14 protein-coding genes are annotated in these 16,591 nt (G+C 51.9%); 13 read left to right on the top strand and 1 reads right to left on the bottom strand.

Annotated elements, in window-relative coordinates; genetic code table 11:
- Positions 1–59: 59 nt before the first annotated feature.
- From LY85_RS15500 to LY85_RS15510, 3 genes are all read left to right on the top strand, one after another.
- Positions 60–1,847 (top strand): sensor histidine kinase, encoded by a 1,788-nt coding sequence (locus tag LY85_RS15500; protein ID WP_141827368.1) that lies wholly within the window; start codon positions 60–62, stop codon positions 1,845–1,847.
- Positions 1,840–2,628 (top strand): response regulator, encoded by a 789-nt coding sequence (locus LY85_RS15505; RefSeq protein ID WP_141827369.1) that lies wholly within the window; start codon positions 1,840–1,842, stop codon positions 2,626–2,628. Before LY85_RS15500 ends, LY85_RS15505 begins: the two co-directional genes overlap by 8 nt.
- Positions 2,629–2,759: 131 nt before the next feature.
- Positions 2,760–3,359: an HAD family phosphatase gene (locus LY85_RS15510; RefSeq protein ID WP_141827370.1), complete on the top strand. Its 600-nt coding sequence runs from the start codon at positions 2,760–2,762 to the stop codon at positions 3,357–3,359.
- An 85-nt stretch (positions 3,360–3,444) separates the two neighbouring features.
- On the opposite strand, the gene LY85_RS15515 is transcribed toward LY85_RS15510, so the two are convergent.
- Positions 3,445–4,071 (bottom strand): NUDIX hydrolase, encoded by a 627-nt coding sequence (locus tag LY85_RS15515; protein WP_141827371.1) that lies wholly within the window; start codon positions 4,069–4,071, stop codon positions 3,445–3,447.
- Between the two features lie 385 nt (positions 4,072–4,456).
- Here LY85_RS15515 and LY85_RS15520 point away from each other — a divergent pair, with 385 nt between their 5' ends.
- The 10 genes from LY85_RS15520 (at position 4,457) to LY85_RS15565 (ending at position 16,556) form a co-directional block, all read left to right on the top strand.
- A complete protein-coding gene (locus tag LY85_RS15520; protein ID WP_141827372.1) occupies positions 4,457–5,488 on the top strand; it encodes a sugar ABC transporter substrate-binding protein in 1,032 nt (343 codons plus the stop codon).
- Positions 5,489–5,572: 84 nt separating this feature from the next.
- On the top strand, positions 5,573–7,066 hold the full coding sequence (locus LY85_RS15525) for a sugar ABC transporter ATP-binding protein (protein WP_141827373.1): 1,494 nt from the start codon (positions 5,573–5,575) through the stop codon (positions 7,064–7,066).
- A gap of 14 nt (positions 7,067–7,080) precedes the next feature.
- On the top strand, positions 7,081–8,055 hold the full coding sequence (locus LY85_RS15530; RefSeq protein ID WP_052010452.1) for an ABC transporter permease: 975 nt from the start codon (positions 7,081–7,083) through the stop codon (positions 8,053–8,055).
- 82 nt (positions 8,056–8,137) lie between these two features.
- Positions 8,138–9,322 carry a diphosphate--fructose-6-phosphate 1-phosphotransferase gene (locus tag LY85_RS15535; RefSeq protein WP_141827374.1) on the top strand — a complete coding sequence of 395 codons (1,185 nt, stop codon included), beginning with the start codon at positions 8,138–8,140 and terminating at the stop codon, positions 9,320–9,322.
- A gap of 33 nt (positions 9,323–9,355) precedes the next feature.
- Positions 9,356–10,330, top strand: a complete 975-nt coding sequence (locus tag LY85_RS15540) for a ketose-bisphosphate aldolase (RefSeq protein WP_141827375.1) — start codon at positions 9,356–9,358, stop codon at positions 10,328–10,330.
- Positions 10,331–10,366: 36 nt separating this feature from the next.
- Positions 10,367–11,263, top strand: coding sequence for an allose kinase (alsK, locus tag LY85_RS15545; RefSeq protein WP_185741244.1), 897 nt, complete (start codon positions 10,367–10,369; stop codon positions 11,261–11,263).
- A 97-nt stretch (positions 11,264–11,360) separates the two neighbouring features.
- Positions 11,361–12,116 carry a GntR family transcriptional regulator gene (locus LY85_RS15550; RefSeq protein ID WP_038322851.1) on the top strand — a complete coding sequence of 252 codons (756 nt, stop codon included), beginning with the start codon at positions 11,361–11,363 and terminating at the stop codon, positions 12,114–12,116.
- A 221-nt stretch (positions 12,117–12,337) separates the two neighbouring features.
- Entirely contained in the window at positions 12,338–13,657 is a 1,320-nt protein-coding gene (locus LY85_RS15555; RefSeq protein WP_052010453.1) for a RuBisCO large subunit C-terminal-like domain-containing protein, read from the top strand.
- A gap of 395 nt (positions 13,658–14,052) precedes the next feature.
- A complete protein-coding gene (locus LY85_RS15560) occupies positions 14,053–15,618 on the top strand; it encodes an FGGY family carbohydrate kinase (RefSeq protein ID WP_141827377.1) in 1,566 nt (521 codons plus the stop codon).
- A gap of 101 nt (positions 15,619–15,719) precedes the next feature.
- Positions 15,720–16,556, top strand: coding sequence for a hypothetical protein (locus LY85_RS15565; protein ID WP_141827378.1), 837 nt, complete (start codon positions 15,720–15,722; stop codon positions 16,554–16,556).
- Positions 16,557–16,591: the final 35 nt, after the last annotated feature.

The raw sequence follows: 16,591 nt of genomic DNA on the forward strand, positions 1-16,591 counted from the left end.
GTAATGGGCTTTTCGGATCCAGGCAACCATTGTATAATGGAATAGTGGATGGTGATCATATGAGTTCTGAAAAAAAGGGAAAGATCAGTTTTTTTGCACGGCTGTTTATTTGCTTTGCCGTTATCAGCATCGTTCCCGTTGCGATCCTGGGAACGCTTACCTACACCATCTCTTCCAATATCTCTATGGGAAATGTGGAATACCAGTCCTCCAAAACGGTGAACAACGCGGCGGTGAGCCTGGAGCAGACCATCGGCGAGTACCGGTCCGCCCTGTCCTATTTCTGCGAGGACGACGACACGGTCCAGAAAATCGGCGCTCCCGCGATTACCCAGTCGGACAGCACAAGCCTCTACCAGAAGATGTATATTTTATTGGCGGGAAAATCGACCAACGTGGCAATGCACTTGATCAAGGCGGACGGGTCGTTCGGGATTTCCACCTCCGTAATCCCGGAAGCCTACCATGTCCGAAACCACGGCGACTGGGGGATTTTCCGCGAAATGAATGCATCCTACGGTACCGTCCTGTACTCCAATCACTATGTTTCGCAGGAAGGGAAAAACTACTGTATCGCGGTGGGCGACAGTATCCGGAAGGACGGACAGATCATTGCCTATGCGGTGATCGATATTCCGTCGGACGTCTTTCAGACGGCGCTCGACTCGGTCAACGTATCGCTTCCGGTCCGGTACGCCGTTGTGGATAAAAACAACTATATCCTGTATGATGAAATCTTCAGCGGACAGAACCGGATTTTTATGGATACGGACTTCCGCAATCAAATGCTTCAGGCCGGAGAAAGCAAAAGGTTCTATCTGGAAAAGCCGAAACGCATCATTACGTGGGAAACGACCCCGGGAGGATATCCCCTTCGGGTGATTTCCTCGGTTCCGGTCGAGCTGGTCGTCATCAACAGCAACTATATCATGGATACCGCCATCGCGGTCGCGCTGGGCTCCATTTTCCTGTGCGTGTTGATTTCACCCATGCTGGTGCGCAGCTTGACCAAGCCGCTGAACGCCATTGTCCGCACCATGAACAAGGTCCAGAACGGAGACACCAGCGCGCGCGTCGACGTACGCAACGACGATGAATTCGGTTATATCGGGCGGAGCCTGAACTCTATGCTGGACCGCTTGAACGAACTGTTTGCCACCAATCTGGAAAAGCAGAACCGGCTGCGCCTGGCGGAGCTGAAATCTCTGTATTCGCAGATCAATCCCCATTTTCTGTACAACACTCTGGATTCCATCAAATGGCTCGCCAAGCTGAACGGGGTGGACGATATCGTGCTGATTGTCTCCCAGCTTGGAAAGCTTCTGAAAAACAGTATCCGCAACGAAAAGGAGTCCGTTCAGATTTCAGAGGAAATCGGGCTGGTCGGGAGCTATCTGTCCATCCAGAAAATACGGTATGACGACAAGTTCGACGCCGTCGTACAGGTGGACGACGACATTATGGACTGTTACGTGCCGAAATTCATCATCCAGCCGATCGTCGAAAATGCGATTATCCATGGAATCGAGGATAAAATCGGAAAAGCGCATTTAGTCATCCGCGGCTGGCGACAGGATGACAAAATCATCTTTGAGGTGGAAGACGACGGCGTGGGAATCAGTGAAGAAAAGCTGAGCAGCATCCGGCGGTCCGCCCGCGCAAAAGCGCTCGACAGCGACAGTATTGGAATTGCAAATGTAGATAAACGGATCAAACTGTACTACGGCGAAGATTTTGGGCTGGAAATCCAGAGCGAAGAGAATATCGGTACGGTCACACGGATCACGATGCCTTTTTCAACTTTACCCCTTGGAAACGAGAATGTGGAGGGTTCCGGTAATGATTAAAGTAGTCGTTGTTGAGGATGAAGTTCTGGTCAAGAAAGGCCTGATCCTGACCACGGACTGGCAGAAGTACGGCTGTGAAGTCGTGGGGGAGGCCTCCAACGGAATGGAGGGAATCCGTGAGATCACCCGTATCCGGCCCGATATCGTGATCACGGATGTCCGGATGCCCGGCCTTGACGGAATCAGCATGATTGAACAGATCAAGGCAGGCGGCATCAAGCCGGAGTTTGTTATCATTTCCGGCTACAGCGAATTCGAGTATGCCCGGCAGGCGGTAAAGCTTGGCGTCCGCGATTTCCTGATCAAGCCGATTGACGACGACGATCTGGACGCCGCGCTGAAAAGCACCTGTGAAGCGGTGCACGATAAGCAGCGCATCCACAAAATACAGGATAAAATGAACGATATTTCGGACAGCCGCGTCATGCTGTTTAAGGAATATCTGCTGGATGAAAAAAAGGATAACGACTATGTTGCTCTGGCCGTCAAGCATATCAGCGCCAACTATCAGAAGGACATCAGCGTGAAGAGCGTCGCGGACGGCCTTTTTATCAGCGAAAGCTACCTGAGCCGCCTTTTTAAAAATACGGTGGGGCAGACCTTCGGGGATTATCTGACCTATTACCGCATCAAAAAAGCCTGTGAGCTGCTGAAAAAACCGAACGGGAAAATCTATGAGGTCGCCAATCTGATCGGCTACAAGGATCAGCGTTATTTCAGCATGATCTTTAAAAAACTGGTGGGAGTCACTCCAAAAGAATTTCGTGAAAGACTGGAATAAGCCCTACGGCATTTCCAATTGATTCTGCAGCAAGGTTGCGTTTCTCCCCAGCCGAGGACGGGGGAGAAACGTGTTTTGTCTCGCAAACTGAAATGGAATTGCTATCAATCGTTAGAAAGGCATGATAACCGATGATAAAGAACATTGTATTTGATATGGGAAACGTTCTGCTGGCATATACTCCGGAGGAATACATCCAGACGATCACACAGGATGAGGCCGCGGCGGCCGCCGTGCTGAAAGAGCTGTTTCAATCCGAGGAATGGCGGCAGCTGGATGCCGGCACCATTACGGAGGAGGCTGCGGTCGTCCAGGTCTGCGAAAGAATTCCCCAATATGCCGCGGAAGTGAAAAAAGCAATGGACAACTGGCACTCCGACTTGACGCCCATGCCGGGTATGCCGGAAATAGTGACCCGGCTCAAGGAAAGAGGCTATAAAATTTATCTTCTCTCCAATACGAGCCTGCGTTTCTTTCAATATCGCGATAAGGTGGAAATGTTCCGCTGCTTTGACGGCTTTATCGTCTCCGCAAAAGAAAAGCTGGTAAAACCGGATGTCGCCATCTTTGAATGCCTCTGCGGGCGGTACGATCTTCTCAGCGGCGAATGCCTTTTCATCGACGACCTGCAGCAGAACATTGACGGAGCTGAAAAAGCGGGATTTCACGGGCACCTTTTTCGTGGGGCAGAGGAGCTTTCCCGATATCTTGAAGAAAATCACGTCCTATAAAAATATCCCTTCAGAAAGCTGGGCGCTCTCTGAAGGGATATTTTTCGTCTGCGGACTTTCTGCTTTGTTTTGCGATCTCAATTTTTTATGGTTCTTCTTGATATTCATAGTAGATTTCAATCTTATCCGGGGAAGAAATTGCTTTTTGGGGGCTCAATCGCCCGACTTCCCGCGCGGCAAAGTTTTGACAGAACAGATTGTAAGGAGCCTGGTATTTCTTAAGAGTTTCTTTTAAAAAGATACAGCCGTTTTTCATAAAAATAAAAACCACCTGAAAACGGTCGTCATGGTAAAGCTTCTGCTGCTCTGGGACATGGGATATGCTGATTTGCGGCAGGCGGTTCCCGATCGTGTCTTTGTATCCGATCGGCATATTCAAGTTCTCTATGTCCGCTTCCTCTATCCAATCCAATTGGCCTCCGTCTTCATCAAACAGGACTTCGGGGATATCGTCAGCCATACAGACATAGGGGACGATGAGCGTCTGCTCCCTGCCGATTTTGTAGAGCCATGGATGCCGCAACTCCTGTACCGTTATCCCGATACCGGACTCTTCCTTGTATTCCTGTATCAGTCTTTCAACGGTTGACCGGTCGGTTCGTTCCAGCTTTCCGCCTAACAGCTCATATTCCTCTCTTCTGTTTTTTCTTAGAAGATATTTACCGTTTCTATTTAATACACCTTTTACGGATACGGAAATTTCCAAATTCATCAATTCCTTTCCGAGATGCAGATTTTCTGTATTTCAATTGTAGATAGGAAAAATGTAAAAGTCAATAAAGGAAAAAAAGTCCGGCGAAAGCCGGGCTTTTCTGCTGTTCAGGAAAAGTAGAGAAAATAGGATTGGTATCCCGGAAGCTGTTAAAGGAAAAGGAGAAACATTTCATCTGTTTTCCGAATTTATGTGGAATAATAAGTTTGCAGGACCATCCTTTCGGTTGGTAAAAGCGTGTTTTTAAAGACAGTTATACAGAATTTCTCGGCCAAGTTTGGAACAAGTATACAATTGACTTTCCAAAATCCAGATGATAATATTATAATAAAGTAATGTTATAACAATATTACTTAATCAGTAAAAAACGAAAAGGGGAACAAAAATGAAAAGGATACTGGCATTACTCTTATGTGTAACAATGGCTTTCGGTATGACGGCCTGCGGAGCATCCAATTCGGATGCATCCTCCGGCTCTGACGCTTCCGCCGCTCCGGCGGCTTCCGGCGCTGGCTCCGGAAGCAAGAAGATCGCGTACGCGATTCCGGGACTGACCGGTCCGATCTGGAACGCCGCGGGCGAAGGCTTCAAGAAGCAAGCTGAAGAATTCGGCTGGGAAGCGACCATTATCGACCCGAACGATAATCTGGAAAATCAGATTTCCATGGTGCAGAACGCAATGTCCACCGGTATCGACGGCCTTGTCATTACGCCGATCGACGGTCAGGCGGTCGCTCCGCTGATGTCCGAACTGGAATCTTCAAAAATCCCGGTTGTTGCCATCGACCGTCAGGTGCAGGGAACGTCGCTTGCAACGGTTGAAGCCGATAACTCCAAGATCGGTAAGGAAATGGGCGAAATGTTCATCAAGAGCCTCGGAAACGAGAAGGGGAAGGTCCTGATTGTCGGCGGCCCGCTGTCCAGCTCCGCGACGGTCAACAGAACCGAAGGCTTTAAGCTTGCCATCAAGGGCCACGACAATATTGAGATCGTCGGCGAGTCCGCTACTGAGTTTGACAATGAAGTCGCTTTGGCCGCCATTTCCAACTACCTGCAGGCCAACCCGGACATCAACTGCATCTTCTCCTGCACCGACTCCCTGCTGCCCTCCATCATGACCGCTCTGGAAGAAGGCCACAAGCTTGCTCCCGTCGGGGAAAAGGGACATGTCTTTGTTTATTCCGTGGACGGCGACGGCTACGGACTGACTCAGGTCGTCAACGGCAGCATCGACGCTACATACGGTCTTGATCCCTATGAGTGGGCTGCTTCCGCCGTCAAGGCGCTGAAAGATTCTTTTGACGGAAAAACCGTTGAAAAATCCATCCTGATTTCCGGCCGCATCGTTACAAAGGATAATTTTGAGAAGCTGAAGGCCGACGGAGTCCTTTGGGGCGCGGATTCCATGAAGAAATAATCAACTTTCATTTGAGAGGGCTTTCCGTCTGAAGTCTGAAGAAAGCCCTCTTTTTAATGTAATAAGAATGGTGGTGCTAACGAATTGGATCAAAACATCATTGTCAATATGAAAGACATTACCATGTCCTTTTCGGGAAACAAAGTGCTGAAATCCGTTAACTTTCAGCTGCGCCGGGGCGAGGTCCACTCGCTGATGGGTGCAAACGGCGCGGGAAAAAGCACGCTGGTCAAAATTCTAAACGGGATTTACCACCCGGTATCCGGTACGATCGAAATCGACGGAACGCCTGTGAACATCAAAAGCCCCGGGGATACCGAACAGTACGGCCTGGCGTTTGTGCATCAGGAACTGAACGTCTGCATCGACATGACGGTCGCGGAAAACATGTATCTCGGCAACTGGATCACAGACAAGCGCGGCCTGTACGACAGAAAGGCGACCTCCGCGAAAGCGAAAGAACTGCTTGACATGATGGGGGTCAGTATCGACCCGGACGCCAAGGTGCGGTCGCTGCGCACAGCGGAAAAACAGGTAATCGAAATTCTGAAAACCCTTACTAAAGACGCAAAAGTGGTGGTGCTGGACGAGCCCACTTCCTCTTTAAATGAAAAAGAGAAAGAAAACTTCTTCCTGATCGTCGACAAAATGAAGCAGCGGGGAGTCAGCATTATCTTTATCTCCCATTTTCTTGAGGACGTCATACAGATTTCCGACAGGGTAACCGTTTTGAAGGACGGCGTAAACAACGGAGCGTTTACCGCCGGCAGCTTTACCAAAGATGATTTGATAACCGCGATGATGGGGCGCAAGCTGGAAAACAGCGACTATGAGGTGATTCAGGTCAAAGAGGATGCCCCGGTAGTACTTGAGCTTAAAGATTTCACCAGCGCAAAAAAATTCCAGAATATCAATCTGCAGATTCAGGAAGGCGATATCGTTGGGGTGTGCGGACTGCTGGGAGCGGGAAAAACGGAAATCGCACGGGCGGTTTTCGGTCTGGACTCCTACGATTCGGGGGACATTCTGCTTTTCGGCAAGAGAATGGCAAAACCGCGGCCCGATAAAATGATCGAAAACAAAGTGGCTTTGCTCACCGAGGAAAGAAAGCTCGAAGGCTTCGTGCCCTTGCTTTCCATCCGGGAGAACATAACACTATCCATTATAGAGAGAATGCGCGGAAAGGGCCGGGCGATCGACCGGAAAAAACAGCAGGAGCATTCCCAGCGGTTTGCCGAACAGATGAAGGTGAAAATGTCCGGCATTGATCAGTCCGTCGTGTCGCTCAGCGGAGGAAATCAGCAGAAGGTCGTTATTGCAAAGTGCCTTTCCAGTGAACCCCGGCTCTTTTTGCTGGACGAACCTACCCGCGGTGTGGACGTTTACGCGAAATCGGAAATTTATAAAATTTTAAGAAATGCGGCGGAAGCCGGGACCGCGATTCTTATTTTTTCCTCAGAGCTGGAGGAGCTTCTGGAAAACTGCAGTAAAATCATTATTTTGAAAAAGGGCAGCGTTTCCGGCATTGTCAATGCGGTAGAAATGACAAAAAATGATTTAATGGGCCTGATCGGCTAAGGGAGGTCAACACGATGCAAAACGAATTGAAAAAAATACGGAAGTATTTTTCTGAGGACGCTGTGCGTCTGGGCATCATCGCAGTGTTTTTGATTGTAATGCCTTTTGTGTCCCCGTATTTTCTGAAAACTAAGAACATCATGAATATCCTGCAGAACATTTCCCTGCAGGGCATTACGGCCATCGGAATGACGATGGTAATTATCACGGGCAGCGGCGGCATCGACATTTCGGTCGGCGGCGTGCTGGCGCTTTCCGTCTGGGTTGCGGCCCTGATGATGAAAAGCGGCGTTTCATGGGTGCTGGCGGTTGCCGTGGCCATTTTGATCGCTGCGTTCTGCGGCATGGTAAACGCGTTCTCCGTGGGAATCATGAAAATTCCTCCCATGATCGCGACTCTGGCCATGATGTATATGACCCGCGGGCTGCAGACCGTTATTTCCCACGGCTCCACCCTGAACGGTCTGCCCGAGCAGTTCCAGTATATCGGGCAGGGAATGGTCTTCGGCGCGATTCCCATTCCCGCGATTCTGATTGTGCTTCTGTACATAGTCGCCGCGTGGTTCATGAATAAAACGGTCACCGGCCGGAATATCTACGCGATCGGCGGAAATCCGGAGGCCGCGCGTGTAGCCGGTATTAAAAATAATCATGTGATTTTCTTCTGCTATATCGCCTGTTCCGTTCTGGCGGCAATCGCCGGACTGATCTTCATTGCAAGAATGGACTCCGCGCCCGCGACGGTCGCAAACAATCTGGAAATGAAAGCCATCATGGGTGCCGTAATCGGCGGAACCAGCGTCACCTTCGGCGGCAAGGGCAAAATGATGGGAACCTTCCTCGGTGTTGTCATTGTCGGCCTGATCAGCAACGCGCTGGACCTGATGGGGGTTTCCGCCTATTATCAGCAGTTTATTCAGGGCGCGCTGGTTCTGGTCGTCGTATTTTTGGAAGCCGTACGGACCAGAAGGGAAGCCAGGAGAAGCTGATCCGTCCCCGCGGCAAAAGCCGGAACCGGTTGTCCGGCGATTACGATTCAAAGCAATACTACGTCTGGAGGGCAATTATTAAATGAGAAATGCGCTATATATCCAATCGGGAGGGCCTACCACGGTGATCAACACCTCGGCGTATGGGGTGATTACCGCGTGCAGGGAAAATTCAGATAAAATCGGCAGGCTGTACTGCGCCGAATACGGCATGGTCGGACTGCTCAACAACCGGTTAATTGATGTCTACTCGGAAGACAGCACCCAGCTGGAACTGTTACAGCAGACGCCCTCCTCCATTTTCGGTTCCTGCCGGTACCATGTGACGGATGAAAGCGATTACCGCAAAATTCTGACTACTTTACAGCAGCATGATATCGGTTATCTTTTTTACAACGGCGGAAACGGCACGCTGCGCGCCTGCAGGGACCTGATCCGCTATCTTGACAGCCGGAGCTATGACTGTAATGTCGTTGTAGTGCCCAAAACGGTGGATAACGACATTGGCGGCATCGACCATTCCCCGGGCTTCCCCTCCGCGGCGCGCCATGTGGCCATTACCGTTTCGGAGCTTGCCCACGACATCCGGGTCTATGACACGGGGCTGATAACGGTCGTAGAGGTGATGGGGCGCAACACCGGGTGGCTTGCCGCTGCAACTCTGCTGAGCAGCAGGAGCGGAAACGGGCCGGACCTGATCTATACGCCTGAGGTGCCCTTTGAAACGGAACGCTTTCTCAAAGATATCCGCGGGGTATATGAGCAAAAAGGGAAATGCCTTGCCGTTGTCGCGGAGGGCGTGAGAGACTCCGGCGGGAAATATCTGTTTGAGTACGGCAGGGAAAACGCGGTGGAAAATCCCGAAATCAGCATGGGCGGCGTAACGCCCTACCTGACCATGATGCTCCGCGGCGAGTTTTCCTGTAAGGTCCGCGGGATCGACCTGGGGCTGATGCAGCGCTGCGGTATGCACACTGCGGCGCCGGTGGATCTGCGTGAAGCGGCGCAGCTGGGCGGCGCGGCGGTCACTGCCGCGCTCAACGGTGTCAGCGGGAAAATGGTCACGCTGCAGCGGGTCAGCTCAAGCCCGTATCTTGTAAAAGAATCTTTGGCGGATGTGGAAGAAATCTGTGACCTGGACGCTTCCATGCCGCTGGAATACATAACAGATGAAAAGAATTATATCAGGGAATCCTTTTTGGATTACATTGAACCACTGGTCGGCGAACTGCCGAAATATGCCAACCTGAAAATGAATCTGGCGTAATGTCCGGCCGGTATTTTTGAAAAGAGGTATATCATGTATCAATATAATGAACTGGGATTTGTCAATACTAAGGAAATGTTCCGTAAAGCCTATGACGGCGGGTACGCGGTGCCGGCTTTTAATTTTATTTCCATTGAGCAGCTCAACGCGATTATGGACGCCTGTGGAAAAAAACAGTCGCCGGTCATTTTCATCGTTTCCCCAAACCTGCGCAATCAGCTTGGCTACGAAATGATTGCGCGTGTCGCTCAGGCGGGTGTGGATCGTCTGAAAAACGAAGAACGCGGTGTCCCTGTGGCGCTGCACCTTGACCACGGAATGACCTACGAGCAGTGTGTCAGCGCAATCGAAGGCGGATTTTCCTCGGTCATGATCGACGGAAGCGCCCTGCCGTTTGAAGAGAATATCGCGCTTACCAAAAAGGTTGTGGAGTACGCCCACCAGTTTGACGTTACGGTGGAAGGGGAACTCGGGGTGCTCTCCGGTCAGGAGGAAGAGGGCGACGAAAAGAAAATCGCCGGATATTACACCGACCCCGCCATGGTGGAAGAATTCGTCAGGCGTTCCGGCGTAGACAGTCTTGCCGTTTCCGTCGGCACCTGCCACGGCCTTGTCAAGCTGAAGCCCAACCCGGACGGAAGCCTGCCCGAGCTCCGCTACGATCTGCTGGAGGACATTCAGCGCCGCTTGCCCGGATTCCCCATTGTTCTGCACGGCGCATCCACCATCCTTCCGAAATATGTTACAATGATCAATACCTACGGCGGAAAGCTGGAACAGGCGGTCGGCATTCCGGAGGACCAGATTTCCAAGGCTGCCAAAATGGCGGTCTGCAAGGTGAATATCGCCTCCGACGGCTGGATCGCCGCGCTGGCCTTGACCAGAAAGATTCTGGCGGAGTCGCCCGCCGCTATCGACAGCCGTGTTTTCACGCTGAAGGTGCGGCCGGAGCTGGCCGCTCTTTACGAGCACAAAATAGATGTGATGGGCAGCGAAAATAAGGCGTAAGGAATTTGGCTGTTCGGTCTGAAAGGAAGAAATCCTTTGAAAGAATACTACGTTTGTCTGGAAATAGGCGGTACCAATCTGCGGTACGGGATTGTCGGCGAAGACGGGAAGGTGCTCGCCTTTCATAAAATCCCCACCCGTACCTTGTCGGACGCTCCCGACAAAATAGAGTACCTCTGTACTCTCCTGGGCGAAATGATTCAGCAGGCGGGGAAGGAAAATGTCCGGGCCATTACGATGGCTCTGGCATCCCTGATGGACAGGGACCGCACGGTGCTCTACTCCGCCCCGATGATCAAAGATTTTGACAACATCCCCATTGTGGAAAAGCTGCAGAGCCGTTTTTCCATCCCGGTTATCATCGAGAAGGATGTCAATATTCTTCTGCTCTATGAAATCAACAAGGCAAAAATGGACCCGGGCGGGATTACGCTGGGCGTCTTTATCGGAACCGGGCTGGGCAGCGCCATGTGCATTGACGGACGGGTATACAAAGGAAGCAGCGGGACCGCCTGCGAGCTGGGCCATATTCCCGTACCCGGGCTGGAAGCGGAGTGCGGCTGCGGGAAAAAGGGCTGCATCGAGCTGCTCGCCTGCGGGAATGTGCTGTACCGCCTTGCGGTGGAAAAATACAAATGCGACATTTCACGGATTTTTCTCGAGCACGGCGACGAACCCGACGTGCAATCCGTTGTGTATTACTGTGCGGCTGCCATTGCGACGGCTGTTACCATTTTGGACCCGGCGCGCCTGATTCTCGGCGGCGGCGTTACGGAAATGAAGGGCTTTCCCTTTGCGTATCTGGAACAGAGTATCCGGCAGAATTTGCGCATTCCGAACCCCAGGGAATCGCTGCGGATCACGGTTGCCTCCGGTGATCCCGAGGCCGGCGTGATCGGCGCGGCTATCCATGCTCAGCAGCTGCTGAGATAAGGTTTTATGGCTGCCGAAGCGAGGATTTTGTTGACAAAAGTCCTTATGTGAAATATAATAATCTTTATAATAATATTATAATAAAGTAGGTGTGTTCATGAGTGCACAGCTGGATTTTAGCGGACGGACACAGTTGTACTTTCAGTTGTACGATATATTGTATAAAAACATTATTGACGGCGTTTATAAGCCCGGTGAATTATTGCCCACTGAAAATGAACTGATTGATCAGTATCACATCAGCAGGGTGACTGTGCGCAAAGCGATGGACCTGCTGATGAATGACGGCCTGATTGCCAAGCGGCGCGGCTACGGGACCTTTGTGCAGAAGCATAAGGTGGAACAGACTTTGAACAAGGTGCTCCATTTCTCCAATGAAATGGAAAAGCGCGGGTACAAGTCCTCCACTTCCGTTTTGGCGAACGAAGTCGTCTGCGCAAGCAAGACGATTGCGGATGAGCTGCACGTTTCGGAGGGCGACCAATTAATCCGCGTCATCCGTCTTCGTTTTGCGGATGGGGTGCCGATGTGTATGGAGTCGGCCTATCTTATTCACGACAAATGCCCTAAAGTACTGGAGCAGGATTTTGCAAAAAATTCTCTGCGCGAATTTTTGGCAAGTCAGTACGGTATCGTGTGGATACGGGCCCACCAGAAGATTTTTTCCATCAACGCAAACGCGAAGCTGGCGGGCAATCTGGATATCCTGAACGGAGACCCCCTCATCTATATTGAGCGCGTATCCTACGACCAGAACGATGAACCGGGAGAATATCTGCAGGCGTATTACCGCGGCGACACCTATTATCTGACCGCCGAACTGAACGCCCAATCCATAGCGAACGAACCGTAAACATAATATTCTGACAAAGGAACCGTTCTCTTTCCTTGCTGGGAAGAGAACGGTTCCTTTGTTTTTTCCCTGTCGCTTTGCAGGAGCTGTCCGTGAAAGATGGCCCTTTATTTTTAGTTAATATTGAAATATTTTTCAATATTTTCTTATGATTTTTAGGCAGTTATAATAGGGACATAGGAAATAACTTAGCCGAAGAAAACAAAGAAGGAGTGAACATCATGTATATCGATCCTATTATCATTCAATACCCGGAAGGGCTGGAAAAAGACCGTTTTGTCATCGCGACCTATTACTGCGGAACGAAACGGAACACGAATATGATGAAGTTCGCCGCCGCTCTGGCGTGCGAGCAGACCTGCGGAACCTGGATTCAGGTACCCCAGGAAACCGCCGAGGTGCGTGAAAAATGCATCGGCAGAGTCGTCGGCGTTTATGAAGCGCCTTCCTACCAGATCGAGCTTCCGAAGGAAGTTGAGGAAAGAAACTTCATCGTCCGTATCGCCTATCCGTGGGCCAACTTCGGCGAAGCGCAGTTCGCGATGATGCTGAGTGCCGTGATTGGCAATATCTCCAGCTCCGGCAAGGTCAAGCTGATCGATCTGGAGTTCCCGGATTCCTTCCTGAACCAGTTCCAGGGGCCGAAATTCGGCGTCAAGGGTATCCGCGACCTCCTCGGCGTTTACGACCGCCCGCTGCTGAACAACATGATCAAGCCCTGCACGGGCCTTTCGCCGGAAGCGACGGCCGCGCTGGCTTTTGAGTCCGCCGTCGGCGGCGTGGACGTCATCAAGGACGACGAGCTGATCTCCAACCCGGTCCACTGTCCGCTGGTGAAAAGAGTCAAGGCGGTCATGGCCGCTCTGAAACGCGCGGATGAGGAGAAGGGCGAAAAGACGCTCTATGCCTTCAATATCACGGACAGAACGGAAAACCTGAAGGACAACGCTTACAAAGCGCTGGAAGCAGGGGCCAACTGCCTGATGGTGAACTACAACACGATCGGTCTGGACGCGACGAGAATGCTCGCGGAGGACAAGAATATCAATGTCCCGATTCTGGGACACTCCGATTATACGGGCGCGCTGTACGAGTCTCCGTGGTCGGGCGTGAGTGCCGCCCTGATTGGTGCGAAGCTGCCGAGACTGGCCGGTGTGGATATGATCATCGCCCTGACGCCTTACGGCAAGTTCCCGATGATGATGGACACGTTTGTGGACGGCGGATACCGGATGCTGTCTCCTCTGGGCAACATCAAGCCGGTGTTCCCGATGCCGGGCGGCGGTACGACGCAGGGCCACGTGGAAGACGTGGTCAGGAAGTTCGGCAACGACGTGATGATCGCGAGCGGCGCGGGCATCCACGGCCATCCGATGGGGCCAAGGGCCGGAGCGGTTGCTTTCCGTCAGGCCATCGACGCCGCTGTTTCCGGGCAGAACATGCTGGAAGCGGCAAAGCAGCACAAGGAACTGCAGGCGGCGTTTGACGCCTGGGGCTACTATCAGGAAGGCAAGACCGGTATCTTTGATCTGAAGGGCTGATTGTTTTTCAGGGATTTTAAAAGAATTGAGATGTTGAAAGCAGTTGAATGTACGCCTGCGTACATTCAACTGCTCCATTTAAGAACTTTATTTTCCAATACAAACTAATAAAATATTCAGAATCTTGAGTTGAAAAAACAGGTTTCTTCCCGTATTGCGTAAAAGGACGCCAATAGGGGGAGTGCCTTTTCCTTATATTTGTTTATGAAACTGTCCGATCTTTTTTCCAGCGTGATTGTCTGGTTCCGAAACCGCCCGCAGCCGATTGGGGGGCCGCAGGCGGATGAATAGATTCGGAGGAAAGTTTTTTGAAAGGGTTGGAGTTGGTTGAGAAAATCTTCCTGGCCGGGTCAGAACCAGGGAGTGCAGTAAAACAAATTACGGGAGGAATTGTATTGAAACAGAAAAAGTATGTGGTCGGAGTGGACTGTGGAACAACGAGCAGCAAGTCGTTTGTCTTTGACCTGGAAGGGAATTGCCTCGGTTCGGGACAGATCATGAATCCGCTGACGTATCCGGCAGTCGGACGGGTGGAGTGCGACGGGGAGGAACTGATTAAGCTCCTGCATGAGACGACCCGCCTGGCAATTAAGAACAGCGGGGTGGACCCGGAAGAAATTGCCGGGGTAAGCTTCGACATGTTCCGCTGCACCATGGTTACGCGCGATCGGGACGGTGGCTTTACCACGCCGATTATTATCTGGCAGGATCTGCGCAGCGCCGAAATGCTCCCGCAAATGAGGGCGCAGCTTGCGGCGGCGGGAATGACGCCGGACGACCTGTACGACATGTGCGGAATGCCGCTGGGCGGCGTCAATCCGTCCGGAAAATTGCAATGGGTAAAGGAAAAGAAGCCTGAGGCATATCAGAATGCCGTCAGAATCCACACCATGATGGGACTCCTGACGAAAGCCTACGGTGCCGACGACTACTACGACGATATCAACGACACGCCGTGGCTTCAGCTGAACGGGCCGGATTTCAAGTACAGCGAAAAGCTGTGCAAGGTGTTCGGGGTGGATATCGACAAGCTGGCTCCTCTGAAAACGACGGGAACGATCATCGGAAAGGTATCTCCCGAAATCGCGGAAAAGACCGGACTTGCGGTCGGGACTCCGCTGGTCATGGGCACGGGCGACCAGCAGGCAGGATGCCTCGGCTGCGGCTGCGTCAGGGAAGGCACAGGCTATGCCTGCGGCGGTACGGCTGGCATTACGGCCGGAAAATCCACCAGGCTGCTGAGGGACCCGGCAAAGAAATGCTATATACTGGGAACACCCGACGGGGCATGGGTCATGGAGGGGCAGGCGAATGCCGCGGGCAGCGCTTTCAAGTGGTTCAAGGGCGAATTCTGTGATGTGGAAAGCATGACCGCGAAGTACCTGGGGCTGGAGGCATATGACTTTCTGACGAAAGCGGCCCAGAAGTCCGGCCCGGGTGCGAACGGATGCTTCTTCCTTCCCTACCTGCAGGGGGCGAACACGCCTAATTACAACGCGGATGCGCGCGGCACTTACATAGGGATGACCTTCGCCCATACGAGGAACGATCTTGTCCGAGCGACGATGGAGGGGATCTGCTTCGATATCCGCGATATGCTGGAAGCCATGGTCAAAGGAAATGTTCCCAATTTTGATGTTGTCCGGCTGACCGGGGGAGTCGCCCGGTCCGGTTTCTGGTGCCAGATGCAGGCTGATATTTACAACAGACCCTGTGAGACCGTGGCGGTGGAAGAGGCTACGGGACTTGGGTGCGCCATGGTCGCGGCTGTTGGTGTCGGAATTTATCAGGATTTTGAGGAAGCCGCCGAGCACATGGTCAAGGTCACAAAACGCTACGAACCGAATCCGAAAAATGTTCCAATTTATGAAGATGCTTACCAGACCTGGAAAAAAGTGTATCAGGCGCTCAACGGGGAAGCCTATTGTGCCGTTACGGCGTTCCAGGAAAAATACCGCTGAGCGATCCGTAAGAACCGACGGGAGTTTCCCGCAGTTTGTAAGGATCGGGCGGAAGCTTTCTTATACGGATTTTATCAATCTATATTACAGGAGGAATGAAAATGGTAAACGCTGTTAGTGTAATAGGAGCATTTGCAGGAGGCTGTATCGGAGCGCTGGTCGGAGGAAACCCGGCTTTTGTCATCGCGGGTATTGTCGGGGTCGCTTTTCTTTCCATGGGAAACGTGCCGGCGGCAGCGGTTCTGCAGCAGACTGTGGAATACACGCTGTTCACCCCATGTATCTGTTTTGCGGGCGGCGTGGCGGCGCTGGCCTTTGCCGCCAACAAAAGGAAATACGATATTAACGGCTTGAACCTCAATAAAGCGCTGGGTTTTACAAAGGACCCGATGACGGTTTTGGTCGGGGGGATTTTCGGCCTGTTCGGTTTTCTGTGCCTGAACCTGGCCGTCTATTTCAAGCTGCCTCTGGACGCGGGCGCTTTGACGGTGATGCTTTCCGGATTTATCGTCAGGCTGCTGTTCGGCAACCGTACGATTGTAAATCCCAAATTAAGTGAAAACCTCCTTTTTCATAAGGATGGCATCCCGCACTGGGCCTTTAAAATACTGGTCGGTCTGGTGGTTGCGACGGTAGCGGCCTATGCCGTTCATCTGACGGGCATTGCGACGACCGGATTTTACATCAGTGCCCTTTCTCTCATCTTTTTCCTCAGGGACGGCGATTTTCCCGTTACCCACCATGTTACCCTGATCGCGGGCTACGCGACCCTTCGCTCCGGCAGCGTGCTGACAGGAGTCCTGTTTGGGGTGCTTGCCTGCATTGTGTTTGAACTGTATCAGAATATCATCAACTCCAATGTGGACTCCCATATTGACGCTCCCGCGTCCACGATCGCTACTTTAAGTCTCGTTATATTCACTGTCTTCCCCGCCTGAGCGGAAACGCCGGGCATTCAGCTCCTTATGCCGCC

It is taken from the genome of Clostridium sp. KNHs216 (assembly GCF_006714885.1).
Taxonomy (GTDB): domain Bacteria; phylum Bacillota; class Clostridia; order Oscillospirales; family Acutalibacteraceae; genus Caproiciproducens.